This window comes from Micromonospora citrea, assembly GCF_900090315.1.
In the GTDB taxonomy this organism is placed as follows: Bacteria; Actinomycetota; Actinomycetes; order Mycobacteriales; family Micromonosporaceae; genus Micromonospora; species Micromonospora citrea.
In genome coordinates, this window is sequence record NZ_FMHZ01000001.1 from 38,119 (window position 1) to 63,719 (window position 25,601).

30 protein-coding genes are annotated in these 25,601 nt (G+C 70.6%); 11 read left to right on the top strand and 19 right to left on the bottom strand.

All coding sequences use genetic code 11. The features are described from left to right. Positions 1–6: 6 nt before the first annotated feature. The 5 genes from GA0070606_RS00195 to GA0070606_RS00215 all read left to right on the top strand — a co-directional run bounded on the left by GA0070606_RS00195 (position 7) and on the right by GA0070606_RS00215 (position 6,166). Positions 7–1,491 (top strand): ATP/GTP-binding protein, encoded by a 1,485-nt coding sequence (locus GA0070606_RS00195; protein ID WP_091094475.1) that lies wholly within the window; start codon positions 7–9, stop codon positions 1,489–1,491. Continuing rightward, positions 1,488–3,269 carry a type IV secretory system conjugative DNA transfer family protein gene (locus GA0070606_RS00200; RefSeq protein WP_091094476.1) on the top strand — a complete coding sequence of 594 codons (1,782 nt, stop codon included), beginning with the start codon at positions 1,488–1,490 and terminating at the stop codon, positions 3,267–3,269. Before GA0070606_RS00195 ends, GA0070606_RS00200 begins: the two co-directional genes overlap by 4 nt. Next, positions 3,266–3,763, top strand: a complete 498-nt coding sequence (locus GA0070606_RS00205) for a DUF4913 domain-containing protein (RefSeq protein WP_176737162.1) — start codon at positions 3,266–3,268, stop codon at positions 3,761–3,763. Before GA0070606_RS00200 ends, GA0070606_RS00205 begins: the two co-directional genes overlap by 4 nt. A 170-nt stretch (positions 3,764–3,933) precedes the next feature. After that, complete coding sequence (locus GA0070606_RS00210; RefSeq protein WP_425413016.1) at positions 3,934–5,505, top strand: TrkH family potassium uptake protein; 1,572 nt, start codon at positions 3,934–3,936, stop codon at positions 5,503–5,505. After that, positions 5,498–6,166: a potassium channel family protein gene (locus tag GA0070606_RS00215; RefSeq protein WP_218105903.1), complete on the top strand. Its 669-nt coding sequence runs from the start codon at positions 5,498–5,500 to the stop codon at positions 6,164–6,166. Before GA0070606_RS00210 ends, GA0070606_RS00215 begins: the two co-directional genes overlap by 8 nt. A 32-nt stretch (positions 6,167–6,198) precedes the next feature. On the opposite strand, the gene GA0070606_RS00220 is transcribed toward GA0070606_RS00215, so the two are convergent. The 3 genes from GA0070606_RS00220 to GA0070606_RS00230 all read right to left on the bottom strand — a co-directional run bounded on the left by GA0070606_RS00220 (position 6,199) and on the right by GA0070606_RS00230 (position 8,574). Further along, on the bottom strand, positions 6,199–7,551 hold the full coding sequence (locus tag GA0070606_RS00220) for a hypothetical protein (RefSeq protein ID WP_141721469.1): 1,353 nt from the start codon (positions 7,549–7,551) through the stop codon (positions 6,199–6,201). Next, positions 7,548–7,925: a hypothetical protein gene (locus GA0070606_RS00225; RefSeq protein WP_091094478.1), complete on the bottom strand. Its 378-nt coding sequence runs from the start codon at positions 7,923–7,925 to the stop codon at positions 7,548–7,550. The genes GA0070606_RS00220 and GA0070606_RS00225 overlap by 4 nt, the downstream gene beginning before the upstream one ends. A gap of 112 nt (positions 7,926–8,037) precedes the next feature. Next, the gene (locus tag GA0070606_RS00230) at positions 8,038–8,574 is read right to left on the bottom strand and encodes a hypothetical protein (RefSeq protein ID WP_141721470.1); all 537 of its coding nucleotides are present in this window, start codon (positions 8,572–8,574) and stop codon (positions 8,038–8,040) included. Positions 8,575–8,815: 241 nt separating this feature from the next. Here GA0070606_RS00230 and GA0070606_RS33630 point away from each other — a divergent pair, with 241 nt between their 5' ends. Then, a complete protein-coding gene (locus GA0070606_RS33630; protein WP_281190533.1) occupies positions 8,816–8,941 on the top strand; it encodes a hypothetical protein in 126 nt (41 codons plus the stop codon). Positions 8,942–9,296: 355 nt separating this feature from the next. Here GA0070606_RS33630 and GA0070606_RS00235 read toward each other — a convergent pair whose 3' ends face one another. Further along, a complete protein-coding gene (locus GA0070606_RS00235) occupies positions 9,297–10,217 on the bottom strand; it encodes a tyrosine-type recombinase/integrase (RefSeq protein ID WP_091094480.1) in 921 nt (306 codons plus the stop codon). A gap of 188 nt (positions 10,218–10,405) precedes the next feature. After that, positions 10,406–11,068 carry a helix-turn-helix domain-containing protein gene (locus GA0070606_RS00240; RefSeq protein ID WP_091094481.1) on the bottom strand — a complete coding sequence of 221 codons (663 nt, stop codon included), beginning with the start codon at positions 11,066–11,068 and terminating at the stop codon, positions 10,406–10,408. 106 nt (positions 11,069–11,174) lie between these two features. On the opposite strand from GA0070606_RS00240, the gene GA0070606_RS00245 reads away from it, so the two are divergent. Then, positions 11,175–11,393 (top strand): hypothetical protein, encoded by a 219-nt coding sequence (locus GA0070606_RS00245; RefSeq protein ID WP_091094482.1) that lies wholly within the window; start codon positions 11,175–11,177, stop codon positions 11,391–11,393. Between the two features lie 49 nt (positions 11,394–11,442). Here the strand turns inward: GA0070606_RS00245 and GA0070606_RS00250 are convergent, their stop codons facing one another. Then, positions 11,443–12,273, bottom strand: a complete 831-nt coding sequence (locus tag GA0070606_RS00250; RefSeq protein WP_091094483.1) for a hypothetical protein — start codon at positions 12,271–12,273, stop codon at positions 11,443–11,445. 111 nt (positions 12,274–12,384) lie between these two features. Between GA0070606_RS00250 and GA0070606_RS00255 the strand changes: the two genes are divergently transcribed. The 4 genes from GA0070606_RS00255 (at position 12,385) to GA0070606_RS00270 (ending at position 17,466) form a co-directional block, all read left to right on the top strand. After that, positions 12,385–12,645, top strand: coding sequence for a hypothetical protein (locus GA0070606_RS00255; RefSeq protein WP_091094484.1), 261 nt, complete (start codon positions 12,385–12,387; stop codon positions 12,643–12,645). A 184-nt stretch (positions 12,646–12,829) separates the two neighbouring features. Further along, positions 12,830–15,352 (top strand): helicase C-terminal domain-containing protein, encoded by a 2,523-nt coding sequence (locus tag GA0070606_RS00260; protein ID WP_091094485.1) that lies wholly within the window; start codon positions 12,830–12,832, stop codon positions 15,350–15,352. Positions 15,353–15,809: 457 nt separating this feature from the next. Then, complete coding sequence (locus tag GA0070606_RS00265; RefSeq protein ID WP_091094486.1) at positions 15,810–16,553, top strand: ParA family protein; 744 nt, start codon at positions 15,810–15,812, stop codon at positions 16,551–16,553. Between the two features lies 1 nt (position 16,554). Beyond that, positions 16,555–17,466, top strand: coding sequence for a ParB/RepB/Spo0J family partition protein (locus tag GA0070606_RS00270; protein ID WP_091094487.1), 912 nt, complete (start codon positions 16,555–16,557; stop codon positions 17,464–17,466). Between the two features lie 212 nt (positions 17,467–17,678). Here GA0070606_RS00270 and GA0070606_RS00275 read toward each other — a convergent pair whose 3' ends face one another. The 13 genes from GA0070606_RS00275 to GA0070606_RS32285 all read right to left on the bottom strand — a co-directional run. Beyond that, positions 17,679–18,083: a hypothetical protein gene (locus tag GA0070606_RS00275; RefSeq protein WP_091094488.1), complete on the bottom strand. Its 405-nt coding sequence runs from the start codon at positions 18,081–18,083 to the stop codon at positions 17,679–17,681. Further along, positions 18,080–18,379 (bottom strand): hypothetical protein, encoded by a 300-nt coding sequence (locus tag GA0070606_RS00280; RefSeq protein ID WP_091094489.1) that lies wholly within the window; start codon positions 18,377–18,379, stop codon positions 18,080–18,082. The genes GA0070606_RS00275 and GA0070606_RS00280 overlap by 4 nt, the downstream gene beginning before the upstream one ends. 50 nt (positions 18,380–18,429) lie before the next feature. Beyond that, complete coding sequence (locus GA0070606_RS00285; protein WP_245724501.1) at positions 18,430–18,639, bottom strand: hypothetical protein; 210 nt, start codon at positions 18,637–18,639, stop codon at positions 18,430–18,432. Further along, the gene (locus GA0070606_RS00290) at positions 18,636–18,824 is read right to left on the bottom strand and encodes a hypothetical protein (protein WP_091094490.1); all 189 of its coding nucleotides are present in this window, start codon (positions 18,822–18,824) and stop codon (positions 18,636–18,638) included. The genes GA0070606_RS00285 and GA0070606_RS00290 overlap by 4 nt, the downstream gene beginning before the upstream one ends. After that, complete coding sequence (locus GA0070606_RS00295) at positions 18,821–19,354, bottom strand: bifunctional DNA primase/polymerase (RefSeq protein ID WP_091094491.1); 534 nt, start codon at positions 19,352–19,354, stop codon at positions 18,821–18,823. Before GA0070606_RS00295 ends, GA0070606_RS00290 begins: the two co-directional genes overlap by 4 nt. Next, positions 19,344–19,832, bottom strand: coding sequence for a hypothetical protein (locus GA0070606_RS00300; RefSeq protein ID WP_091094492.1), 489 nt, complete (start codon positions 19,830–19,832; stop codon positions 19,344–19,346). The genes GA0070606_RS00295 and GA0070606_RS00300 overlap by 11 nt, the downstream gene beginning before the upstream one ends. A 254-nt stretch (positions 19,833–20,086) precedes the next feature. Further along, positions 20,087–20,665 carry an AAA family ATPase gene (locus GA0070606_RS00305; protein WP_091094493.1) on the bottom strand — a complete coding sequence of 193 codons (579 nt, stop codon included), beginning with the start codon at positions 20,663–20,665 and terminating at the stop codon, positions 20,087–20,089. A gap of 133 nt (positions 20,666–20,798) precedes the next feature. Then, positions 20,799–20,969: a hypothetical protein gene (locus tag GA0070606_RS32280; protein ID WP_176737163.1), complete on the bottom strand. Its 171-nt coding sequence runs from the start codon at positions 20,967–20,969 to the stop codon at positions 20,799–20,801. A gap of 164 nt (positions 20,970–21,133) precedes the next feature. Then, complete coding sequence (locus tag GA0070606_RS00315; RefSeq protein ID WP_141721474.1) at positions 21,134–22,306, bottom strand: coiled-coil domain-containing protein; 1,173 nt, start codon at positions 22,304–22,306, stop codon at positions 21,134–21,136. 181 nt (positions 22,307–22,487) lie between these two features. Continuing rightward, entirely contained in the window at positions 22,488–22,916 is a 429-nt protein-coding gene (locus GA0070606_RS00320) for a hypothetical protein (RefSeq protein ID WP_245724502.1), read from the bottom strand. Next, on the bottom strand, positions 22,808–24,490 hold the full coding sequence (locus GA0070606_RS00325) for a hypothetical protein (protein WP_091094496.1): 1,683 nt from the start codon (positions 24,488–24,490) through the stop codon (positions 22,808–22,810). The genes GA0070606_RS00320 and GA0070606_RS00325 overlap by 109 nt, the downstream gene beginning before the upstream one ends. Before the next feature lie 496 nt (positions 24,491–24,986). Further along, entirely contained in the window at positions 24,987–25,241 is a 255-nt protein-coding gene (locus tag GA0070606_RS00330) for a hypothetical protein (RefSeq protein WP_091094497.1), read from the bottom strand. Then, positions 25,238–25,601, bottom strand: a 364-nt coding sequence (locus tag GA0070606_RS32285; protein WP_176737164.1) for a hypothetical protein, incomplete at its 5' end; no start/stop codon positions are given. The genes GA0070606_RS00330 and GA0070606_RS32285, both read right to left, overlap by 4 nt.

The following is a 25,601-nucleotide window of genomic DNA, read 5'->3' on the forward strand; positions in this document are numbered from 1 at the left end:
ACCGGCATGACCATCAGCACCCGCGACGCCACCCCGCCCGCACCGCGTCGACCAGCCGGTCGCCGGCCCGGCCGCCTCGGTCACGCCGGGCCCGGCGGCGGCCGCTGGTCGTGGGTGGAGCCGCCCATCGAGTACCGGGGCACGACCGTGCAGGTGTGCGGGCTGTTCCCATTCGGCACCGGCGCGTCGACGCCGATGATCGGCGTGCCGGTCGGCCGACACCTCTACACCGGCAGCGCAGTGTGCTTCGACCCGATCTCCTGGTACACCCGCGCCCGACTGATCAACAACCCGTCGGTGTGGATCGAGGGCGAGCCCGGCATGGGCAAGTCCACGGCGGTACGGCGGATGGTCCTCGGGCTCACCGCGCAGGGCGTCACCCCGCTGATCCTCGGTGACCTCAAGCCCGACTACGCCGAGCTGGTCCGCGCACTGGGCGGGCAGGTGCTGCGCGTCGGGCCCGGCCTCGATCGCATCAACCCCCTGGACGTGGGCCCGTGGCGGCAGGTCCTCGACCGCGTCGACGAACGCACCGGCGCCGTCGTCCGCGCCGCGGTCACCGACCGGCGGCTGAACATGCTGGTCGCTCTGGCCACCCTCGTGCGGCGCGGACCCGTCACCTCGGATGAGACCACCGTCCTGGCCGCCGCGCTGCGCTACCTCGCCGAACGGGAGACCGACACCCAGCCGGTGCTCTCCGACGTCCTGCGCGTCATCCGCGACGCCCCGCCGGAGGTCCGCGCGGTCACGCTGTGGCAGGAAGAGCAGGACATCCCCCGGTTCCGCGACGACACCGCCGGCCTGCACCGCACCCTGCTGGCGCTGCTGCACGGCCCGCTCGGCGACACCTTCGAGGGACAGACCACCACCGCGATCCGCCTCGACACCCCCGCCGTGTGCGTCGACATCTCCGGCATCGACGACACCGACGAGCTGCGCACCGCCGCGACCCTGCTGTCGACCTGGTCCTACGGCTTCGCCCAGGTGGAGGCCGCGCACCTGATGGCCGACCTCGGCCTGGCCCCGCCGAGAACGTTCTTCACCGTGCTCGACGAGCTGTGGCGGGCGCTGCGCGTCGGCCACGGCCTGGTCGACCGCGCCGACGGCCTCACCCGGCTGAACAGGCAGAAGGGCACCGGAACGGCGTTCATCACCCACTCGCTGGCCGACTTGGAGGCGCTGCCCACCGCCCACGACCGGGCCAAAGCCCGCGGCTTCGCCGAGCGGTCCGCGGTGCTGATGATCGGTCCGTGCTCCGAGCAGGAGCTCGACGCCGTCGCCCGGGTCCGGCCGCTGTCGCAGGCCGAACGGCGCGAGGTGCTGTCCTGGTCCGCCCCCCCGTCGTGGACGGCCGCCGAGGGCAGCGAAACCGTCGGGCGCGGCAATTTCCTGATCAAGGTCGGGTCGCGGCCGGGTATCCCGGTGCACCTGGAACCCACGGAGGTGGAGAAGCAGCTCGGCAACACCGACTTCCGCTGGACGATGACGTGAGCGGCCGGCCCGCCGGACCGCGCGGTGGCCACGACGACGCCGGCCTGATCGCCGGGGGCATCGCCGCCGCGGTCCTGGTCCTCGCCAGCGCCGCGTGGCTGCCGGTCGTGCTCACCCGCCCACCCGGCTACACCGGCGGCGGGCCGATCCGGGTCGCCGCCGCGGTGCTGCGCGGCGAGATCACCTGGACCACGGCCTGCACCCTCGTCGCCGTCGCCGAGGTGAGCGTCCTGGCGCTCCTGGCCGTCGGCGGCACCGCCGCCTGGCGGTGGACTCGCCGGCGCCGCACCCGTGTCGACTCGGCCGCCCGCCGCATGGCCAGCCGCGCCGACCTCGCCCACCTCGGGCCGAAAGGCGTCGCCGACAGCGGCCGCCGGCTGAGGCCCAGCCTCGCCGACGTCGACCGGCCCGACCCCGACCAGCTCGGCGTGTTGATCGGCACCACCGTCGCCGACGGAATGCCGCTGCGCCAGTCGTGGGAGGACATGGCCGTCGACATCTGGGGCCCCCGCACCGGCAAGACCACCAGCCGCGCGATCCCCGCCATCGTCGCCGCCCCCGGCCCGACCCTGGTCACCAGCGTCAAGGGCGACATCGTCGACGCCACCCGCGACATCCGCGCCACCCGCGGCACCGTGTGGGCGTTCGACCCGCAGCACATCCTCGGCGACCACCAGGGCATGTGGTGGAACCCGCTGCGCGCCGTCGCCACCATCAGCGACGCCCGCCGCCTGGCCGAGCACTTCGCCGCCGCCGAACGCGAACCCGGCGTCAGCCGCGACGCCTTCTTCGACCCATCGAGCGAGGAGCTGGTGGCGAACCTGCTCCTCGCGGCCGCCGTGTCCGGTCGGAACATCCTCGCCGCGTACCGGTGGGCCGTCAGCCCTCGCGACGACGAACCCGCGACGCTGCTGCGCGAGCGCGGCTTCGACCTGCCCGCTGACGCGGTCGCCAGCGTGGTCAACATGCCCGACAAGACCCGCGGCGGCATCTATGCCGGCGCCCAGAAGATGCTCATGTGCCTCACCGAGCCCGCCGTCACCGCCTGGGTCACCCCGCCCACGCGCGGCGGGGTCCTCGAGTTCGACCCGGCCGCGTTCGTGGTCAGCACCGACGTGCTCTACCTGCTGTCCCAGGGCGGCCCCGGCTCCCCCGCCCCACTGGTCGCCGCCCTCACCGACGCCGTCCTGCGCGCCGGCGAACTACGCGCCCGCGCCTCGGCCGGCCGGCGCCTCGACCCGCCGCTGCTGAGCATCCTCGACGAAGCCGCGAACATCTGCCGGCTCCGCCAACTTCCCAGCCTCTACTCCTACTACGGCTCCCACGGCCTGCCCATCATCACGATCCTGCAGTCCTACCCCCAGGGCGTCGACGTGTGGGGACGCGAGGGCATGCGCAAACTCTGGTCCGCGGCCAACGTCCGCACCTACGGCGGCGGCGTCGCCGACCCCGACTGGCTGGAAGAACTCTCCAAGCTCATCGGCGAGCACGACGTCACCACCCGCTCCACCAGCAGCAGCGGATCCGGGTGGGGCCAGCGGTCCGTCTCCCACGCCACCCGACGGCAGCGGATCCTCGACGTGTCCGACCTGCACGCCCTGCCCCGCGGCCGGATGGTCGTCTACGCCTCCGGCGCCCCGCCCGCGCTCGCCCGCACCGCCCCCTGGCAGGACGGCCCGTACGCCGAGGCGATCCGCGCGTCGATCGCCCGCTGGGACCCTGACGGCCGCACCGACTGGACCCTCACCCCCGACGCCCCGCCGGAGCCGACGCCATGACCACACCCACCACCGGACCGGTCAGCGATCCGGTCGCCGACCTCAGCGCCCTGCTCGGCCAACTCGCCGGCGACCCGGACGCCACGCCGCCGGCCGCCACACCGCCGGCTGCCGATGACGCCGCACCGGAGCCGGCCTATCGCAACGTCGAGGCGTTCGTCGGGGACTACCTCGCCCACGTCGTTGAACGGCGCCTCGCCTCGGGGCCGACCTCGGGAGTGAACTGGTGCCCCCGCTGGTGGGCACACCCCGAAGCGATCTCCCGCCTCTACGCGCTGTGGCGAGCCTGGGAGACCCTGCGCGTCAGCGACCCGCAGACCGGCATGAGCATATGGTGGCGCGACCACCTCGACCCCCACCTCACCGCACTCGCCGCCGAGTACGGACCCTTCAGCCGCTGCAGCCCGGACAAACACACCGAACCCCGACCCCTGCCCGTGGAGCCGGCGCCACCGGAGGTACTCGCGCAGTTCCCCGACGCTGACGCTTCCTGATTCCGTGGCGTCGCCGGGTCTGTGGATCTAACCGTGTTTCCGGCCTGCCCCACCGGGCACGCGTACCTGGTGGTGCGCGCCGCTCCACTACCCGCCGCCAGCGGGCGGCGCCCGCGTCGATGTGGGAGGCCCGCGGCGGGCGGCATGCCCAGAGGGTGAATCATGACGTGGTGAAGTCGACCTGGGTGCAGCTACTGGTGGGGCTGCTTGCGGTCGTCGGGATCTTCGTCGCGGCGGCGCTGGGTGCGGCGCTGTTGGCCTGGGCACCGATGGCCGGCCGCGATCCGGTCAAAGCGCCCGGCCGGTGGCGTTCGGTGGCACGTGGCATGCGCGAAGGTACGCGACGGCTGACAGCCCTCGTAGGGACCAGGGTACGTCGATTCCGCGTGCCGTCGGCGGTGAGCACGCGGCTGACCGATACGGTGCGGCATCCGGCTCGGCTGGTGGTGCTGGGCTTTGCGGTGGCGGTGCTGGCCGGGTCCGCCCTGTTGTCGCTGCCGTTCGCCACGGAGAGCGGCCGCAGCGCGCCGCTGGTGACGGCGGTGTTCACCGCGACGTCGGCGGTGTGCGTGACCGGGCTGGTCATCGAGGACACCGGCACGTTCTGGTCCGGGTTCGGCGAGGCGGTGATCCTGGGCCTGATCCAGATCGGCGGGTTCGGGATCATGACGCTGGCGTCGCTGCTCGGCCTGCTGGTGGCGCGGCGGCTGCGGATGCGCTTGCAGCTGGGTACCCAGGCGGAGACGAAGGCGATCGGGGTCGGTGAGGTCCGCCGGGTCGTGCTGGGTGTCGTGCGGGTCAGTCTCATCGTCGAGGCGGTCGTGGCGGCCGCGCTGGCCTGGCGGTTCGCCGAAGGCTACGGCCACAGCACGGGCCGAGCGCTGTATCTAGGGGTGTTCCACGCGATCTCGGCGTTCAACAACGCCGGCTTCGGCCTGTATGCCGACAGCCTCATGCAGTTCGTTGACGACCCGCTGATCTGCCTGCCCATCGCCGCCGCGGTGATCATCGGCGGGCTCGGCTTCCCGGTGCTGTTCGAGCTGCGCCGCGAGTTCCGTACGCCGCGCCGTTGGTCGATCCACACCAAGATCACGGTGGGGATGACGGTCGTGCTGCTCGCCGGTGGCTGGTTGGCGATTAGCGTCGCGGAGTGGTCGAACCCCGGCACGCTGGGCGGCCTCGGGATCGGCGGCAAGCTGCTCGCCGGATTCGTCGCCGCGGTGATGCCGCGCACCGCGGGGTTTAACAACCTCAACGTGGCCGAGTTCAACGACGTCACGCTGCTCATCCACGACGTGCTGATGTTCATCGGCGCCGGCAGCGCCGGCACCGCCGGCGGCATCAAGGTCACCACGTTCGCACTGCTCGGCTTCGTCATCCTCGCCGAAGTCCGCGGCCAGCCGAGCGTGCACGCCCTCGGCCGCCGGCTACCCGCCAGCGTGCAGCGTCAGGCACTGACCATCGCGCTGCTCAGCGTCGCCGCCGTCGCCGCGTCCACGGTCGCCTTGCTGGCGCTTACCCCGTTTCGGCTCGACCAGGTGCTCTTCGAGGTCACCTCGGCGTTCGCTACCGTCGGGCTGTCCACCGGCATCACCGCGCAGGTTGGCACCGCAGGGCATGTCATCCTGATCATGCTGATGTTCGTCGGCCGGTTGGGCCCGATCACCGCCGCGACCGCGCTGGCGCTGCGCGAGCGCACCCGCCGCTACGAACTACCTGAGGAGCGACCGATCGTTGGCTAGGAAATCCGCGACCAGCAACCGCATCGCCGTGCTCGGCCTGGGCCGCTTTGGCGGTTCCATGGCGATCGAGCTCATACGCCAGGACTGGGAGGTCCTCGGCATCGACGCCGACCCTGCCGTCGTGCAGACCTACGCCGACGAGCTCACCCACACCGCCGTCGCCAACACCACCGACGAGGTCGCCCTGCGGCAACTCGGCGTGCACGAGATGACCCACGCCGTCGTCGGCATCGGCACCGACCTCGAAGCAGGCATCCTCACCACCGCCCTGCTGGCCGACCTCGGCGTAGCGAACATCTGGGCCAAGGCCGTCAACCGGCAGCACGCCCGCATCCTTGAGCGCGTCGGCGCCCACCACGTCGTGCTTCCTGAGCACGAGATGGGCGAACGCGTCGCCCACCTGGTCACCGGCAAGATCCTCAACTTCATCGAGTTCGAGGACGACTACGCCATCGCCAAAACTCGCGCCCCCGAGGAGGCATTCGACCAGACCCTCGCCGACTCGGCGCTACGCTCCAAGCACGACATCACGGTGGTGTCGATCAAGCGGCCGGGTGAAGACTTCACCTATGCCACCGCCGGCACAGTCATCTATGCCGGCGACATCCTTATCGTCGCCGGCAGGACCCGCAACGTCGAAGCGTTCGCCAACCTGAGCTGACACGGTCGGACGTCGGTCTCCGGCGGCGTGCATCACCGTGATTGCCCGGCCGCCCTACCGGGCGAAGGCCGCGGCGCCCGGCTCGGACTGCTGTCCGCTGCCGGCGCTCCTGGCCGTGCCGGGCGGGGGAACGCCTGGGCGGCCACGCTGGCGGCACTCGGCTTGAGCCTCTGCGACAACGCTCGGCTGAGGTCGCGCACCAGGTCGTCGTCAGCGGTCGCCGGCCGCCAGCGCGGGGCCGCACGGTAGACCAACGACCCGGCGGGACGCTGCAGGGCAGACTCTCCCCGGACGAACAGGTCATGGCGCTGTACAGCGCTGCGCAGTCCCCGGTGCAGGGTGACGGCGAGCAGCGGCAGCTCAGTACCGAGGCGCGCGAGGTCCCCGATGTGCCGGACACGGTCGTGAGCATCAGGGTTCAGCAGCGAGCGGGTCCACCGCAGGGCCTCGCCCAACTCCGCCGCAGCGTCCCGAGCGAGCCCCGTCGGCGGGGTGGCGCGCAGGTCGGCAGCGGCGATGGCTGCCTGCCGCCAGCCGCCGATCATCTCCGGATTCCCGTGGGCCATCAGGACGTGCACGGCCAGACCGAGCTGGGTGCCGACCTGCAGATGCGCCCCGGTGACCTGGTCAGGATGCTGCCAGAGCCAGGACCGTCCGGCCCGCGTGGCGGCGATCGCCGCATCGACGGTGGCCACCGCTGGGGCTGGGTGCAGCGGCGACCGGGCGATGTCGAGTTCGTCCAGGCCAGGTTGAGCCTTCGCGGCAGCGACCAGCTCGCGGGCGACGGCGCCGAGCCGACTGCCGGTTGTCCACCTGGCGGTCTCCGCCACCGGGCGGTACGTCTGCGCCGCCGGTCCACCCTGGTCCAGCCAGGCGGGCACCCTGCCGTCGAGTCGCACGGCGTCGACGGTGAGCTGGGCGAGGTCGCCCAGCGCCCTTTGGACGCCACCGCCGGCCCGAATGGCGATCCCCTCCGGTGTCCCTGGACGCTGTCCCAGCGGGACGTGGCTGGCGATGATGTCGCCCATGACGCCAACCGCGTCGACGGCTCGGCGTAGGGAGCGCGCGGGACCGGTGGTGACGAGCGGTGCCGGCGGGTACTGCTCGGCCACCATCGCGGCGGCCCGCAATCCCACGTAGAACCTGGTCAGGCTCTGCCCGTGTCGTCCGAGAATCAGCGCAGCCGCCGCCCGGTCCGGCACCTCGGCGGCGGGCCGGCCGCCGACCAGCAACTCGGTGACCCTGGCCAGTTGGTGGTAGAGATCAGACCGGGCACTGACCAGGGCGTTGATCTCAGCAGTGGTGCTCGCGCGATGTCCGCTCATCGCCGCGGTGGCCGCGCGCACCGCCCGCTGCGCCTCCGCGTGCCAGAAGCCGACTGTCATGCCAGGGCCGCCGCTGCCCGGCGCAGTTGCTGGGCGGCAGCGTCGTGGTCGAGGCGCTGAGCCAGCCCGTCGTGGGGGTCGGCGGCGCGACGATCGTGGTGCTGGGCGAGGTGCTCGACGAGGTCCCTCACCGCGGCCCGGATCTGGGGTCCGTCGGCGTCCGGGACGGCCGTATCGACGATGACGTCGTCGTCGCCGTAGAGCCGGCCTCGGACGTCGAGCACCTCCAGGCCGAACTGGTCCCATGCGGTGTTGGCACCAGACAGGTGTTTCCAGGCTTCGATGGCCAGGTGAATAGCCCCGGCGGCAGCGAGGTCGTCGTTGCCGGCGGCGAGTCTCGCGCTGAGCGCGCTTGTTGCGTCCGCGAACTCCATGCGCGCAGCCTCCCGTCACCACTGCCTCGCCGTCCACCCCGCCGGCACCGGCCTGTGGAAGACTCGCTTCAATCCACAGCACCGGCGCGCCGCAGTGAGTGGAAGGGCCCTGCTACGTGGCAGTGCCGGGGCGTCCCCCGGCCTGCTCGTCGAGGCGACGCCGGTACCACGAGGCCGCGAGGAAGGCCGCGAGCACGCCGAGGATCGCCGAGCTGATTCCTGCGGTCGTGCGGACCGGTCCAGTGCCGACCCAGGAGGCAACCAGCGCGACCGCCGCCAGCACCGCGCACACGATTGCGGTCATCGGGGGCCGGTCCGGGCTCGGGGGCGGCTCCATCGGTGGTCGCTGCACCAGCAGGATCTGGGCGTCCTGCGGGTTGACGCTCACCTGGTACCCAGCCTGCTCTAGGACCTGCTGGTAGCGCTGCACGGTCTCGGGGAAGCGTGTGCCGCAGTACGAGACAACGAAGGGCTCGGTGCCGTCTTGGCTGGTGTTGGCACCTTCGACGGCGAACCCATCGAGGTGACGCTCGTCGAAGTCGACGAACCCACCTCGGCGCAATGTCCGCCGGATCGCCTCCGCGTCGCGGTCGCGCGGTGACCACAACGGCCGCTGGCCCTTGCCGTACCCGAATTCCGGATCATCCATGACCGTCACCGTACCGTTCGCCCACTGATCTGTATTCATAGCTCATTCCGGGAGGGGCGGGCGCGGGTGCGCCGGCCATCCGTCGTGGACGGACGTTAAGATATTGGTGCGAGGCACTGCACGACCCCGACACGTCTCGAAAACGGTGCGCCGGACACCCCGGGCCGCACATTTACGAGTCGGAGGTAGGGCAGTGAGGCAACACAGATGGTGGTGGCAGAGACTCCTGCGAGGGAGGTCGATGCCGCTGCCGACGGGTCGGCAGCGCAAGCGCTGGCTGGCGGTGGGAGAGGCGGTGGCCGTGATCCTGCGGATCGTCGCCTCACTGGTGATGCTGATCAACGGCATCGACACCCCAGGCAGGTGACGCGATGCCGGCACCTGCGGGGGAAGCGGAACGGTCCCCATCTCGGGGCACGAGATGAGGACCGCGTGACGCTGCAGGCGGTCTAGTACCACCCGTTCATCTGATCCACCAAGGCGGTCCCGGAGTTCGCGCTCCGGGGCCGCCGCTCTTTCCAGCGGTTCGACAGTCGGTTCACTGCCTGACGCGCTCGATAGGATTCTACTACTTACAACGTCATGCGTGTTATTACGGATGCCCCTCCCTGCCAGCCTGTTTGCGTTTGTCGAAGTTACGATCGGATACCGTACTCGGCTCCGACAGTCGTGATCCACGATCACTCACGTTGTCCTGCACGGTTTTGGGGTTCACGACAGGGTCAGTCGAAGATGCGCTCAACGACGGCGGCCTGTTCGGCGGTGCCGGCGCGGAAGTAGCGAGCGGTGGTATCGAGGGAGGCGTGGCCGAGCAGGGCCTGGACCTGTGCGGGGTCGGCGCCGCCTTGGCGTAGTCGGGTGGCGTAGGTGTGGCGGAGTCGGTGCGGGCGAAGGCCGGGCAGTCCGGCGGCGGAGCCGACGGTGAGGACGACTTGGGCGACGCCGGAGTCGCTAAGCGGGCCGCGCTGGCCGGTCCACAGCGGTCCCGGCTCGGTGCCGCGGTGTCGGATCCAGGCGGTAAGCCGCTCGCGCGCGGCGGCCGGGACCGGCACGTGACGGACCTCGTCGCCCTTGCCGTGCAGGCGGATCGTGCCGGTGCGGGCGGTGAGGGCGAGGTCGTCGACGTCGAGGCGGGCGCATTCCTGCGCGCGGGCGCCGGTGTAGAGCAGCACGGCGACGATGGCGGCGTCGCGGGCTCCGCGGCGGCCGGCGGCCCGCTCCACCGCGCCCTGCTCCTTCGGCGTGAGCGCGTCCGGTTCGCCGGGGCGGGGCACGCGGGCCCGCTTGACCTTTAGTCGCAGGCCGGCGCCGATCTCGTAGAGCAGGTCGACGGCGGCGAGGGCCTGGTTGACGGTGGACGGGCTGGCCTTGGTGGCGATGAGGTGCCGGCGCCAGGCGGTGACGGCGGCCTCGGCGCCGACCTGGTCGACGAAGGCGTCAGGGTGCTCGTCGGCGTGCGCGGCGAGCCAGGCGGCGTATGCGCGGGCGCGGGCCCGGTAGGCCTTGGTGGTGTTGGCGGCCAGGGCGCACCGGTCGAGGTGCCGGTGCAGCGCCACGAGGGCCCGGTTGACCGCCGCCTCCGGGTGAGCGGGGCGCAGCGGGACGATCTTCGCGGTCGCGGTGCGGGCCATCCGGTCCACCACCCTTCTTATCCACTGAGTTTGGGCCGGACTTTCAGCCACGCCTTAAAGACGTTATCCGCTGAGATCCTAGGCAGACTCAGCGGATAAGGATAGTTATCCGCTGGCTGCATTGGAGAGCGGCCGACGGCCCCGGCGAGAACTGGGCGCGCCGGGGCCGGCCATCGTCGGCAGCATCTGGACGGCCGGGGTCAGCCAGCCGCGTCGCCATCGTCGTCGCGCTCTCGATCATCACCTGGCACGAACCTGACGTCCTCAGGCGTGACCGCCAGCGGCACCCCGGAGCTTTCGAGGGCGCTCAGAATCTGCGCCGCCAGACGTTCCTGCTCGGCAGTCCGGCGGTGGTGTTCGTCGTCCTCCACGTCCACGGCAACTCGGGCGGCTAGCACTTCACGCAGGACCGTCATCTCGGGCGTGAACTCAAGCCAACCGCCGGACCGGCCTTCCGCCCATTTCACCGACAGGCCGGCGTCCAGGGCGCTACGGACAGCGACCGCAAGATTCTCCAGTGCTTCGATCTGGGCGGCGGCAGCAGCGCGGGTCTGCGCGGCCGACTCATAAGCCCGACGGCGCCAATGATCGACGGTTATCGCGAGGTTGAACTCGGCGGGCTTGACGGTCAGTTCCGTCCACCTCCACAGGCCGAGCGCTCCACCGATGGCGACAGCCTCGGTGAGCTTCGGCTCGCGGTGCCCCTGCTCAAGCTTCCAGATCGTTGCCTGAGTGCAGGGGTGGCCAAGTTCCTTGACCCGCTGGGCCAGATCGGCCTGGGACAGACCCCGCGCCTCACGGGTCTTGCGCAGGTTGATCGCGAAGTACTCCGCGACCGAGCTATCGGAATCCAGCGTTGGCACTCCCTGATTCCCATCTCTCGCTTAACTCCGAAATGGAGTCAGGTACGACTACGAACCATAGTGTACTCTGCTGCGGAGTCAAGGCCCAATCTGAATTGGAGTCGACGTGGCGAAGCAGCCGCAGACCGACAGCCGCCCCTACCTGCTCAGCGTCCGAGCGAGCATCATCCTGGCGTTGAGCGCACTGGTCGGCAGCGCGACCGCCGGGCTGACCATCGCGTCCGGCGGAGGCTGGGCGAAGGCACTGCTTACCGGCGGCGCGGCGGCCGGCGGCGCGATCGCGCTGTTCAACCAAATCATCGGGGACGACGGCGGCGCTCGGTGACCCGCGACCAGCCAGGCATGAAGCAGGGCCCCTCCACCGGGATTGCTGGTCAGTACAGGGCCGGCGGGCGAGCTGCCGTCTTAGCCAGTCGCTGGGCGCGGGCGTAGAGCTCTTCGCGGGCAACGGTGGGGGGAGCCCAGCCGCCGGCCCAGATGGTGAGGAACCGCTCGGCGGCCTGTTTGCGGGCAGCGGCCGACCCAGCCCGCTGGTAAGTGGAGTCGGCGAGCAGGTCCGCAGCAAGCTGCTCGTAGTGGTCGTCGATGTCGGCGTACCGCTGCCGGGTCAGCTCGTCGGCGCGGTCGCAAGCCAGCCGCACGGCCGTGTGCGTGATGCGCTCGTCGATGTCGGCGGGCAGGTGCTGCTGCGCGAACCGGTATCGGCCGCCGCCAGGCTTCTCAACGCGGAACTCGGGCATCGCGAGCAGGGCCTGCACGGCGGGCTCGGCCAGTTCGGCCCTCTCGCTCTCGGTCAGCCAGCGCGGCCGGTCGTCGTCGACGTCCTCATCACGGACAGCGGCTCGGCTCGCGTCGACCAGGTCTTCCCACTCGGTGTACCAGGACGCGGTGTGCTCCCAGAAGTGCACGACGCCGCCGGCGACGAACGCCATCTCGATGCCGTGCAGCTGTCCGCGGCGGGCGAGCAGGTGCCGTGGCGGATCGGCCACCAGGGCCGGGTCCGGGTCGAACGGGTCGACCTCCAGATACAGGGCTGGCGCACCCATCCGCTGCGCCAGGGCCAGGAAGCCCGGCAGGTCGATGACCTCCGCGTCGAGCTGCACCTCGGGCCCGAGATCGTGCAGCGGCACAGCGGGCACCACCGTCATGGCGTGCTGCTCGGCGAAGGCGGTCGCCGAGGACCGCAGGCTGCTCACGTCGTCCACGGCGGGAAACGTAACCGCCCTGTACGACGAACCGTAGCCGCCGCGCCCAGGTAAGCACCGGGCTGGCATACCGCTGGGCGCGACGGGTGGTGCCGCTGCAACGATGCCAGGGTGACCGATCCCGCGAACCCTGACGGCTACATCGGCGGCTGGGTGCTCTACGCAACCCGGTGCGGCCACCCGATCCACTACGGCAACACCGAGTTCGACTGCCGGCTCATTTGGCACGAGTTTGACCACGGGCCGATGACCGGACCGTCGGTGGACACCGCGACGCACTCGGACGTTCGCCTGGCCACCCAAGCCGACCTGGACGCGATACGCCGCGGTGACTCCTGCGAACTGTGCAGCCTCGACACCAAGTCCAGATAAGCCCCAGCAGCCCGCCGAGCACGCAGTGCGACTCCGGGGCGGTGGTGACGATGACCCTGGTGTCGGACGTCGAGTGCTAGTCGGAGCCGTGGGTGTAGGTGAGTTTCGGCTTGGCTGGCACCGTCTGGGCTCGGATCTGCCTTCATGGGAGGATCGCCGGGGCTTTGGGCAGAGGGGGTGGGCCGTGAGGTTCGATTTTGGTCGGCTTTCGACTGGCAACGCGATCAACAAGATCACCGATCCAGCCGCGTTGTTCGACGCGCTGCCAAACAAGGCCGGCGGGTACGGGTATCTGCGGGCGGTGCAGAAGACGGTTCTGGACGCCTGGTCGACTGTGCGGGACCGGCGTGACGTGGTCATCAAGACCAACACCGGCGGCGGTAAGACGGTCGTCGGACTGCTGATTCTGCAGTGCTGCCTACACGAGAAGAAGGGGCCGGCGCTGTATCTGGCCCCGCACCCCCACCTGGCGGCGCGGGTGCGTGACGAAGCAGCCCGGCTGGGCTTGGCCGTGGTCGATGATCCAGAGGCGGTGAAGTTCCTCTCTGGAGAAGCGATCTGTGTGACCACCATGAACAAACTGGTCAATGGCAGGACACGGTTCGGTCTGTCCGTGCCCGGCAGGCGTCAGCCGATCACCGTGGGATCGATTGTCATCGACGATGCACACGCAGCGCTTGCGTCGACGGAGGAAAAGACTCGCCTGCACATCCCCCGAAGCCATCCAACCTACAACCAACTGGTGGACCTGTTCACGGAGGAACTCAAGTCGCAGGACCTCAACGGCTTCTTGGGCATTGAGACCGCAGACCCGAGTGCAGTCGTGCCGGTGCCGTTCTGGGGTTGGCAAGACAAGCATGAGACTGTCATGCAGATCCTGCACCCGCACCGTGACGATTCGACGCTCATGTGGTCGTGGCCGCTGATCGCCGACATCCTTCCGTGGTGCCAAGCCGTGGCGACCGCCCACCAGTTCGAGATCGTGCCGCTATGCCCACCGATCGAGAAGATCCCCAGTTTCGCGGAGGCGAAGCGGCGCATCTATCTAACCGCAACGCTGGCCGACGACAGCGTCCTGGTCACCCACTTCGACGCCGACCCGGAAGGTGTCGGCAAGTCGATCGTTCCCGAGAGCGCTGCCGACCTCGGCGACCGGCTGGTGCTGTCCCCGCAGGAGCTGAACCCTGACATCGATCACGAGCAGGTGCGGGCGCTGGCCCTCCAGATCGCCAAGACGCACAACGTAGTGGTACTGGTGCCTTCCCACCCAAAGTCTCGCGAGTGGGCGGCGGAGGCGAACCTGACCATCAGCACGGCTGACGACATCAGCGCAGCCGTCTCCCGGCTTACCACCGGGCACGTCGGCCTGGTCGTCATGATCAACCAGTACGACGGCATCGACCTGCCCGACGACGCCTGCCGACTGCTGATCATCGACAGCCTGCCCTTCGCCTACACCGGCGTCGAGCGCCGCGAGGCGACAGCACTGCGCGACAGCGAAGCGATGGTGACCCGCCAGTTGCAGCGGCTGGAGCAAGGCATGGGCAGAGGTGTGCGCAGCCGCGATGACCGGTGCGCCGTACTGCTGCTCGGTTCCCGGCTGACGCAGTTGATCGCCCGTCCGGAGATCGCCGGCCGCATGTCGCAGGCGACCCGCGCTCAACTGGACCTGTCCCGCCAAGTCGCCCGGCAACTCGAGGAAGACGGCGACGTCACGATCAACGCAATCGGCGGGGTGATGGAGCAGGTAATCGGCAACGATCCGGGCTTTCGAGCCCTGACCCGCGAAGTGCTCCTGGGCGCGACCTACAGTCCCGCATCCGTTTCGGCGTGGGACGTGCACCTGCGCCACGCCTACAACCACGCCACCCAAGACCGGCTCAGCGAGGCGGTGATCCACGCCCGAAAAGCGGTCGAGGAAGCCCATAAAGCCGGGGACGTAGCCCTCGCCGGCTGGCTTGGGGAGACCTACGCCACGTACCTACACGCCGTCGACACAGCCGGAGCACAGGAGGCCCTGTCCGAAGCCAGGAAGGCCAACCGCGCGGTACTACGCCCCCGGGGCGGCGTGGCTTTCCAGCGCATCGAGGTGCCGTCATCGCAAGCACAGCAGGCCGTTGACTTCCTCACCAAGCGGTACGACAACGGTCCGCAGCTCATACTGGGCGTCACCGCCGTGCTAGACGACATCGCATGGGACAACACACGCACAGCCGAGGCGGAGGCAGCTCTGGCCGAGTTGGGCGAACACCTGGGATTCACCGTCCAGCAGCCAGAGCGCGACTTCAATTCTGGACCGGACGTGCTGTGGAGCATGGGCGGGCATCGGTATGTAGTGATCGAGGCGAAGACCGGCGCAACCGCGCCGAAGATCTGGAAGGACCACATCAACCAGCTCAGCGGCTCAGTCAATTGGTGCCGCAGCAACTACGGCGGCGACGCAAAAATAACGCCGGTGCTCGTACATCCGTCCCACGTGGTCGACTCCGCAGGTACTGCCCCTCTTGGCACCCGGGTCGTCAACAGGAAAAAGCTCAAGGGCCTCAAGGACGCAGTACAGAAGTTTGCCCGGGCGCTGGCCCACGAGGATCGGTACCGCGACCCCGCCGCCGTCGAGGCCCAACTGGCTGACCTACAGCTAACTGCCGAGACACTGCTCAACGCCTTCGCAGAAACCGCCTACCGCGAGCCAGCCTCGACGATGTAACGCCACCCCGAGGCGTTGGGCCTGGCAGCCGACGCCAGCCGTGGGTCAGGTCGGTAAGGACGCGACCTAGCGCTACCTGACCGACCGGGCACCTTGAGCACCTCGCGCAGGTTTGCTTCATCGACGAGCCGATATCTTCCGCTTCTGCGGTTACAAGTTCGGTTTGCCCGGGAACGCCCGAACGATGCTGTGACAGGTGAGGGCTTCGAGTGCGGTGGCAACGAGTGCGGGCCAGGGCGACAGCCGCTCACTTCCCTCTCGAAGACGCACCGAACTACCCGCTACCACCAGGCCCCACTATGGACTGGAGCTAGGTACGCGATTAACCGCGGTTAACCAAGACACTCCCCGACGGGGCCAGGCTTCTGAGCAGGCCGGAGTTCGCCCTAGCATGGGCGGACATCCGAAGTACCCCGGCCGCAAACGGCCAGGGGAAGCAAACGGAACGGAGCCCGTCATGACTCAGGTACATGTCATCGCCAACCAGAAGGGCGGCGTTGGTAAAACCACCCTCGCCGTCAACTTGGCAGCGGTGACCTACGACGTCTTGGTCAACCCCGAGCCGATCCTCCAATCGACCGCCGAGGCAATCGGTGATCCGGAGAGCCCGGTAATGGTTGCGTCCACCGACCCCCAAGCCTCGTCAGTTTGGTGGTCACGGCGTGTGGAGCAGCAGGGAGGGCTGCCGTTCGACTTCGCCCAGGTCGACGACCCGCGCGACCTGCGTAAGCTGCGGAACCTGCACTACGAGCACATCTTCGTTGACACGCCGGGCTCGCTCGAGGATGAGCGCATCCTCCAGGTCGCGCTCGATGAGTGCGATGACGTTCTCGTGCCAATGGTGCCGGAGCCGCTCTGCTACGACCCGACCACCAGAACTATCGAAGCGGTTATCGCGCCGCGCGGGATTCCGTACCGGGTGGTCGTCAACAGCTGGGACCCGCGTGACGGACTCCCCGATCTGCAGCAGACCGCGCAGTTCATCCAGCGCAAGGGCTGGCCCATGTGCAATACAGTCATCCGCCGGTACAAGCTGCACTCCCGTGCGTCTGCCGAGGGCATGGTGGTGACGCAGTACCCGCGGAACCGCGTGGCGATGGAAGCGCGCGAGGACTTCTTCCGCTTGGCGCTGGAGATGGGCTACGGCGGGGCGGCGCCAATCCCGTCACAGGCCGGCGCGCCAAACCTCCAGGAGGTCTGACGTGGCAGGGAAGCGAGTCAACCTGTCGGACCTCGCCACCGAGCCAGCGCTTCCTGAGGCACGGGTTCCGGCTTTTGCCGAGTCGGCGCCACGCACGGCTCGCGTGCAGCAGGTCGCGGCCAACCCACTGAACACCCGAGACCTTGACGCCGACCACGCGAAAATCGAGAGCATTGCGGACTCGTTGCGCACGCACGGCCAGCTCCAGCCGTGTGCGGTGGTATCCCGGGAAGCCTTCCTGCGTATCTACCCGGAGTACGAGGCTGCCATCGGCAGGGCGACCTGGGTTCAGGTCACCGGCGGTAGGCGCCGCGCCGCCGCGCTCTTGGCGGAACAACCGACGCTGGACATCGTCGTCAAGAACAGCTTGGCCGAGAGCCGGGAGGCATGGGTCAGTGCCACTGCGGCCGAGAACCTCGATCGGGAGAACCTGGACCCGATCGAGGAGGCCCGTGCGGTTCAGCTCTTGGTGCAGGAATGCGGGACGGGCAAGGCCGCCGCCGAGCGACTGTCCCGCACCCCGGCTTGGGTGACTCAAAGGCTCAATCTGCTAAAGCTTGCGCCAGAGCTGCAAGCGATGCTGAGGTCCGGCGCGGTACCTCTCCGAGATGTCCGGGACCTCCACCAAGTTCCCCTCGCAGATCAGCTTGACGAACTGCGTCAGCGACAGCAGCCCCCGGTCGAGCCAAAATTAACCGCGGTTAACGGGACTGCCGACTCTGCGAGCCCTGAGGGCAGCAGCGAGAAGAGTGAGCGTCCACGAAAATCGGCAGCAGCCTCTGCCATCAGGCGCCTGGGCGGAACTCCTGAGAAGGTCGCGGATTCACTACGGGCGGAGATGACGCCCGAGGATCTTCGAACCCTGGCAAACCTCCTCCTGGAGGCATCGGACAGCCAGGAAGCGACGCAGTAGGCGTTTGGCATACCAGCGGCCCCCGGGGATGCAGTCTTCCGGGGGCCGCTGCTATGTACCCCGTCTCGGTGACGGCTCCTACCGGCGGCCTGCGACTTCGGCGGGCTTGGCGAGGCGGCCTGGTCGACGTCGAGCCAACGAGAGCACCCGTGTCCCCGAGTTGCTGGGGGGCACGGGTGTTTCCTTTGGTGCTGGCTCGCTGTGGCCTGCGGTTACGCGGGCATGTGGATGACCGGCAGGTGCCCCTCGGGCCCGTACCGGTTGCCCTCGCTGGTCAGGATCGATGCTCGGTGCTCCAGGGCGGCCATCACCGTCGCGGCCAGGTCGACGCGGCCGGTGAGCCCACGCCAGTAGGACAGTTCCTGCCACGACTCGCCCCGGGTGGGCAGCCGTGCACAGGAGTCGTGGCTGAGCAGCCGGTACAGGTGATTTCGGTGCTTGGCGTCGGCGGCCAGCTCCAGGGCCTCAGCGGCAGTAACGGCGGTGACGCCGAAGCGCTGGCCATCGGTGATGACCTCACCGATGGGTTCCCCGACGTGGATCGAGTACGGGTAGGCCAGCAGCGCTGATCGGTCCAGCACCAGCGCGACCGGGCGCTGCTCGTCCTCGGTGCTCACGCGGCCGGCCGGCTGGCGTCGTCCGCCTCATCCTGCATGTGTTGGCGCACCCGGTCGCGTACGGCGTCGTAGCGCTCGTGGGGCCATTGGGCCTGCACCTGTAGCCGGCGGGCGCGGGCCTCGGCCATGCCTTGCTCGGTGAGCTGCACCCCGGCATCGGCCATCAGCGCACGGAACTCGTCCATGCGCCTGCGGTCGCGGACGGCCTGGGCGACGTACGCGGAGGCGTTGGGCTGCTGCTCCAGGGTCTCGGCCACGTCCTCGGGCACGGAGACGGTCACTCGGCGCTTTGTCATACTGATCAGGCTACTCCTGTCATACCATTACGTACAGCAACGTCGCGCACTCAGAAGGGTGCCGGGCCGGGGGTGCGGTCCGAGACCGGGATCGGGGGCTGTTGGCCGACGTCGGCCAGCTCCTGCGCCCGGTCGCGCTCGATCAGCTCGGCTCGGCCGTTGACGTGGGTGCAGTCCGGCCGCTCGCAGGTGAACCCGCCGCCGGGAAGCCGCCGTTGGTCCTGGCCGTACGTCGCCGCGGCGTTGTCGATGTCGATCACGATCTCTGCTTTTTGTCTGGTGGCGTACCGGTGGGAAGTGCGGCGTGCAGGTAGAGGGAGACGCCGTCGCCGCTGCGGCGGGGGACCGGTCGGCTGGTGTGGGTGATGGTGAGGGCCTGGGCGATGGCGGCGGTGGCGGCGTGCAGCTCGTCGACGTCGCTGGCGACCAGGCGTACCCGGATCACGGGGTGACCACCGCGGTGATGTGGTGCGAGCCGGTTAGCCGAGCGGCGAGCCAGTGGGGCAGCGGCGCGATCGGCAGGTCGCGGCTGATCGTGTAGGGGCGGCCGTCGACGACGGAGCCGGGGCCGACCAGGTAGCCGCCGAGGCGGTGGCCGGGTGCGCGGACGTCGATGCCGGGCCACCGGCCGATCGAGCTGGGCACCACGACGCCGGTCGGGGCGCGGAAGTACGGGTGCAGGCCGTCGTGGGCGGTGGCGACGGTGAGGGTGTCCGGCCAGGGCCAGCGGGCGGCGGCGCACAGCGCCCGCAGGGTGTCGACGCCGTCGACGTCGTCCTTGCGGTCCAGGTCCAGGCCGACCACGTTCGAGGCGCGGCAGGCGACGCCGATGTTGACGCCGTCGGGCCAGCCGGCGACGTCGGCGGGGTCGGTGGTGATCTGGCGTGGCCAGCCTGGGGCGGCGCGCTTGGCGCCGGCCGGCAGCGGGAACACCGCCAGGCCGGCCGCCAGGGCGAGGCTCGGGTCAGGCCTCATCGTCGTAGCAGCGGCACTCGTAGTGGTTGGTGCTGTCGCCGCCGCAGTCGGGGCACTCGTTGCGGGCGCGGCGTTCGTCGTCGTCCATGAACTCGCCGTGGCGCCAGCCGGTGCACTGGCCGTTGTAGCAGCCGCAGCCGGGGCACTCGGGGCAGGCCATCCCGTTGGTCCAGCCGCACGTGGTGCACATGACCTGGTTGGCGGGGTCGTCGTAGGCGGCCTGGGCGTCGGCGAAGGGCCAGCCGTTGCACTCGGCGAGTTCGCGGATATGTTCCACGGCGGTGGCGGCCTGGTCGGCGTCCTCGCCGGCGTGGGCCATGCGCAGCGCGACGGCGGCACGGAAGGCGTGCGCCTGGCGCTCGGTCTCCGGCAGGGTCAGGGTGGCCAGCACGCCTTCGCGGGCCTGGGTGTAGGTCTCCCCGGTGCTGTCGCGGCGCTCGATCACCGCGCGGGCGAGCTTGCGGTTGGTCTTCGGCATTTCAGCTCGTTCCTCGGCGGGGTGCGCCCACGCCCGACCCCACCGACACGAGGTCATGCCCGACAGCGGTGAGAGTTGGTGAGGCGCTGAGTCTGAGACGTCTTCTCCGCTCGTCGCCCGGGCCCCGGCGTGGCGGGGCATGGGCTCCTGGATCGGCTGGCGCGACAGCCGTGCGGGCAGCGTAGCGCAGCCCACCGACACCGTGCCTGCCGTGCGGTGCCCGTCGACGGGCACCGCACGGCAGGCACGGCCTGTTACAGCACGTCGGCGTGGGTGTCGATCTCGGTGACGTGGGTGAAACCCTCGGCGGTCAGGGTGGCCAGGGCTGCCTGGGTACGGACGTGCTGCTCGACAACGGCGGCGGCCTGCACGGCGCGTCCCCACCGCCGGCCGGGGGCGGGTCCGGGCCGGTTGGCCTGCCGGGCGAGGCACACCCGAAGCGGGGTCGTGAACACCACGGCGGTCGCGGGCACCTGGTGGCGGCCGGCGAGCGCGAGCAGCCACGCCCGGTCGGCCACGCCGGCGTTGGTGGCGTCGACGACGGTCACCAGTCGGCGGGACAGCCGGGCCTCCAGGATGGCCGCGAGGATCGCGCGGGCGTCGGTGGTGGCGTCCTGGTCGCAGTCGTCGTCGGCGACGACGGCGCGTAGCTGGTCGAGGCTGTAGACCTGGTGCGGCTGGTAGCGGGCGGCGGCGTAGGTGGACTTGCCGGCGCCGGCGGGGCCGATGAGCACCACCAGCTGCGGCACGGTCGTGTTCCCGGTGGCGGCGGGATCGAGCGTGGTGTTGCCGGCGAGCCCCTGCGGGCTCGGCAGGCGGGGGTGGTCGGTCATGATGATGCTGCCTTCCGGTGTCTCGGGGCTCAGCGGTTTCGGATCCGGAGGTAGTGGTCGGGGTCGTGTTCCAGCACGACCCCGACCGCGCGAACGGGGAGGTCCGATGGCGTCGGCTCTTCGCCCTTCATGGTCAGCGTGAGCGGTGGTCGCGGATGTCCTGCGCGGTCTCCCGAACGATCCGGGCAGTGATGCTGTCGTCTTCGGTGCGCAGCTCGCCGGCAGCCTTGAGCACCTGGTCCTCGGCAGCGTGCCGGCGTCGGGTGGCGTCCTGCTGGAGTTGCTCGTATCGGGCGCGGCTCATGATCAGCTCCTTCGGGAGAAGAGTGGTGGCGGGCCGGCTTTCGAGGGCAGGGCCCGCCCCCCACGTGGTCCGGGTCGGGCCACTCCCGCCGGGGCACCGGACGCGCCGATGGCCCACGGGGTAGGTCCGCTACCGGGGCTGTGCGTTGACGTCGGGGACGGCGCTCACCGATTGCCGCCCGGCCGGTCGGTGCGGGCCTGGTCGAGCTGGGCCTGCAGGTGTTCGGCGCGGGCCTCGGCCTCGAAGAGGGCCTTTTCGGCAGCTCGCCGCTCGGCGGTTGCGGCATCAGCGGCGGCCTGAATGGCGCCGGCACGGGCGGTCTCGGCGGCGGCGCGGGCGGTCGCGTCGGTGAGCTGGGTGCGCAGGTCGGCCAGCTCAACGCGGGCGCTGTCGCGGTCGGCGGAGATGTGGGCGGCCCGGTCCTCGGCCAGCTCGGCGCGTGCTACGGCGACGGCGCGGGCGGCGTCGGTGTCGCGGATCGTGGTGTGGGCGTCGGTGAGGTCCCGACGCAGCTCGTCGACCTGGTTGGTCAGGGCGCCGACCCGGGCCTCGGCGGCCTCGGCGCGGCGGATCGCGGCGGCTAGGTCTGCGCGCAGCTTCTCGCCGGCAGTGCGAGCGTCGGCCAGGGCCTTGTCGGTCTTGCGGGCCTCGGCCTGGGCGTCGGTGAGGTCGCGGCGCAGGGTCTTGAGCTGGTCGGTGAGGTCGGCGGCACGCTGCTCGGCGGCCTCGCGGCGGCCGGTCTCGGTGATGACGGCCTGGGCGCGTTCGCCAGCGGCGGCCTCGGCGCGGCCCTGGGCCTCGCGGGCGTCGGCGACCTGCCGCCACGCATCGCGCTGGACGCGCTCGGCCTCGGCCTCGGCGTCACGGGCCCGCCGCTCCGCGACCTTGCGGGCCTCCACCGCGGTGGCCGCCTCCGCGCGGGCGGCACGAGCGTCACGCAGTGCCCTGTCGCGGTCGTCCTCGGCGCTCTGGGCGCGCTGCACGGCGGCCACGGCGGCGACCTCGGCCTGCTCCACCCGGGCCACCGCCGAGCCGTCCAGGTCGCGCATCGCGTCCACCACCGTGCCCAGCTCGCCGGCGAGGGCCTGCACGGCCGGCAACACCCGCGCCGTCGCCTCCCGATACGCGGCCAGGGGCTTGTCCAGGCCAGCGGCCAGCTCCGCCTGCCGCTGCTCGGCGTACATCTGCCGGCAGGACTTCCCGCCCGGGTGGCGTCGGTCGTCATCGGGGCAGAACTCCGGCGGTCGGCCCTTGCCCGCGTAGGCCAGGGGCCGCTGGTCGTACTTGCAGGTCGGCTGCACGCCCCGAGGGCCCGCTGCCGTACTCGTCTCCGTCATGCATCCATCCTACTCCATTTCCTATTTTCGGGAAATAGTAATGATTACTCAGTTTTAGAAAATTGATACTATCTGATCTTGTTCTGCCATGATCGCAAAAATGGGCCCCTGAGATCGCCGCAGAGATGATTTCAGGGGCCGGGCCGTACTTAGGTACCGGGGGCGTTGCGGGGTTAGTGGTTCAGAGTCGGGGAAGGCCAGCGCCGGGCTGGGCAACCGCCGGCCAGTCCTGCACGTCGGTGGCCGCGATGGCGCGAGCGGCGGCGTGGTCGCCACGCGCGGCGGCGCGGGCGGCGGCTAGGGCGGCGTGGCGGCCGGTGCCGGGCCCGGCGCGCTCGGCCTGGCGGGCCTGCTCGCGGCTGTGCCACTCGGCGCGGGCGGCATCCCGGGCGGTGGCCACTGCGGCGGCCTGGTCGACGACGTCGCGCCGACACGCGGCGGCGACCTGGTCGCGGTGTGCGTCGTAGCGGCGGGCCGGGTGCGGCGGCTCAGCGTCGCCGGTCAGCGACTCGTCGAGCAGCGACCGTAGGTAGCCCAGCGGCCGGTTCGGCGCGTCGAGCAACTCCCGGCCGCCACGGCTCTGCCGGATCCAGTCGAGCAAGTCCGGCATTGTCCAGCCCGGACCGAGCCGAGACCCGAGGGTTGCCGCCACCCGGGGCGTGGGTGCCGCCTGCAACCATTTCCAAGCCCGCTGTGCGGCCCGTGCCAGGTCGTACGCCCATCCGGCCCACTGCGGAGCGGGCCGAGTCCGCCGTAACGGCGCACACGCCCTCTCGATCGGCCTAGGACGCCGTACGGATCGTGGCACTCCTTCTGCTGGTGAGCGCGAAGCGCCAATCTTCCCCCGACTCGGCCCCCCGGCGCGGAGTGAGCAATCGATGGAGGCTGAGCAAAACCCCGAGACAAACAGGAACTTAAGTACTCACCTTGAGACGCCAAGCGGGGGGGGAAGAAATTCCCGGTCTCGATCTGGGCGGCGGCGATGGACTCGACGTCGGTCAGGAGCACCTCGCGGGCCCGCTCGGCAGCCTGGCGTAGCTGGACCCGGCGGGCGAGCGCGGCGTGGTCGACCACGCCGGCGGTACGGGCGACGAGCGCATCGACGTCGTCCTGCGCGGCAGCCAGAAGCGCCAGGGCGTGCTGCAGCAGCTCGTCGAGCACCAGCAGAGCGAGGGGCACGTAGGGGGCGCGGGCGGCCGGGTCACGATGCACCGGCGCGAGGTCGAACTCGGCGCGGTCGTTGTACCGGCCCAACTCAGTGCGCTGGGCCAGGGACAGCCGGCGGCCCTGCCGGGTCCGCACCGCCCACCCGAGAGCCTCACACCGGGCCCACGCCGCGGTGACCGCGCGGGGCGTGCAGTCGGCCAGCTCCGCCGAGCGGGCGCGGCCAGGCAGGGCACGACGCCCGGAGCGGTAGTCGGCGTCGACGGCCAGCACGCCGGCGACCCTGGGCAGCATCGAGGGGCGGCCACGCCTGGACACCCGCGCCGCCGCATCCCGAGCGAGCAGGTCCGCCAGCAGCTCCACCGCACGGCCGCGACCGCCACCGGCTGCGTACGACTCCACCGTGGTCCGCAGCCGATCCACCCACGCGGCCAACTCGGCCACCCAGTCGTCGGCCCCGGCACGCTCGGCAAGAAGCACGAACCGCTGCTCGACAGCGGCGGCCTCGGCGGCTTGGTCCCGCTCGAACGCGGCGCGGGCGGCGGCCAACCACGAGTAGCCACACAGCCAGCACGTCGGCGACGGATCCGGCTCACCGCACGCCGCGCATGCCCGATCGGCGTCGTCGACGACATCCACGGCGGCGCGCAGCTCGGCCGCCGCGCGGCGGCGTTCCCGCTCCGTGCGAGCTCGCCAGCAGGACATGCACAGTGCGTCCGAACCGTCGCCGTCGCGGGGCAGGCCCTGCCGGTCCACGCCGGCGGCCGCGCACGGCGCACACGGCGTTTGGACACCGGTGGGGTAGACCGGTCGGCGGCGGGCACCCGCGGGGGCGACGAGGCGGGTCTGCCCGGTGCGGGTCGTCTCGACCAGCAGTGCCGGGCGGGCCAGGTGCACCGTGCAGCGATCACGGCCGGGGGCGGCGAGCACTGCGCGGCCGACGGTGGCGCAGACCGGGCAGTGCCCGGCTGCGGCCACCCGGTCGGCGGGCAGCGTGCTCAGGTGCGGTGCCGTCATCATCGCGGCACCGCCGCAGACCGAGCAGGCGTGCGTCCTGAGCCAAGTTCAGCGGCCGCGATTGCGGCAGCAACGCGCGAGGGGACTGGGCGTGGACAAGCGTCGCCGCGACACGCGGAAAAGGTGTCGAGAGACAAAAGTGCACCCAGCCCGGAGGTGGGTGCTATGGTGTCCTCCGAGCTTGTTGGAGCCTCAGACCCCGTCCTCGCGGCCAAACGAAACAGGGGTGTGGGGCTCTCTTGCTGTCTGCAGTTAGGGGTTGAGCGCGGGCGCTCCCTCAAGATCAAAGTCCGGATATAACCCGTGGATCTTACGGCGATCATCGCCGCCGTGGGGACACCAACACGCGCCGTCGCGGACGGTCCTATGTAGATCGCCGGCCTCATTCGGTACATATCGGGACGAGCCGGACGGCACTGCGGCGTAACGGTTTTCGGGCGTGGGCAGCGCGACGGGCGGCCCGGCGTGACGGGCCGCCCGTGCGCGACGTTGAGGCTCCTCACGCAGGCAGGTGGATGGTGTCGCAGTACAGGGCGGTGCCGTCGCCGTCGTGGACGTACAGCTCGCCGAACCGGTCGGCGGGGCCGTCGACGGCGTCGAGCAGCCGCTGCGCCTGGCGGCACGCGGCGTCGATGTCGCGGGCGGTGAAGTAGACGACGGTTTGCGGGGTGTCGACCTCGGGGTCGTTTACGACATCGAGGCGGTACTCGTCGGTGGTGCCGGTGACGTAGGTGGCGAACGGACGGTGGGTCATCGGGTCACCGCCGGGGTGTGTGGGGCGTAGCCAACGGCGTAGGGCCCGTCGTCGTAGGACCAGGTCCAGCGCAGTCGCCGGCTGGTGAGCCACGCGCCGGCGCGGCCGGCGAGGTCGCGGTGCCAGCGGCGGGTACGCCCGTCGCCGCCGCCGTCGGTGGTGAACGCGAGCAGGGCGTAGCCGCCGGGGGTCCCGGCGTCGGGTTCGCCGGGGTGCCGTCCGCCGGCGACGGGGAAGTGCACGCTGGCGAGGGCGCCGACGCCCTGCTCCGGCAGGGTTTGCAGCATGTGGATCCGGCCGTGGTCGACCAGGTGCCAGCGGCCGTCGAGGGGTAGACCGAGCACGGTGCGGGCTGCGGCG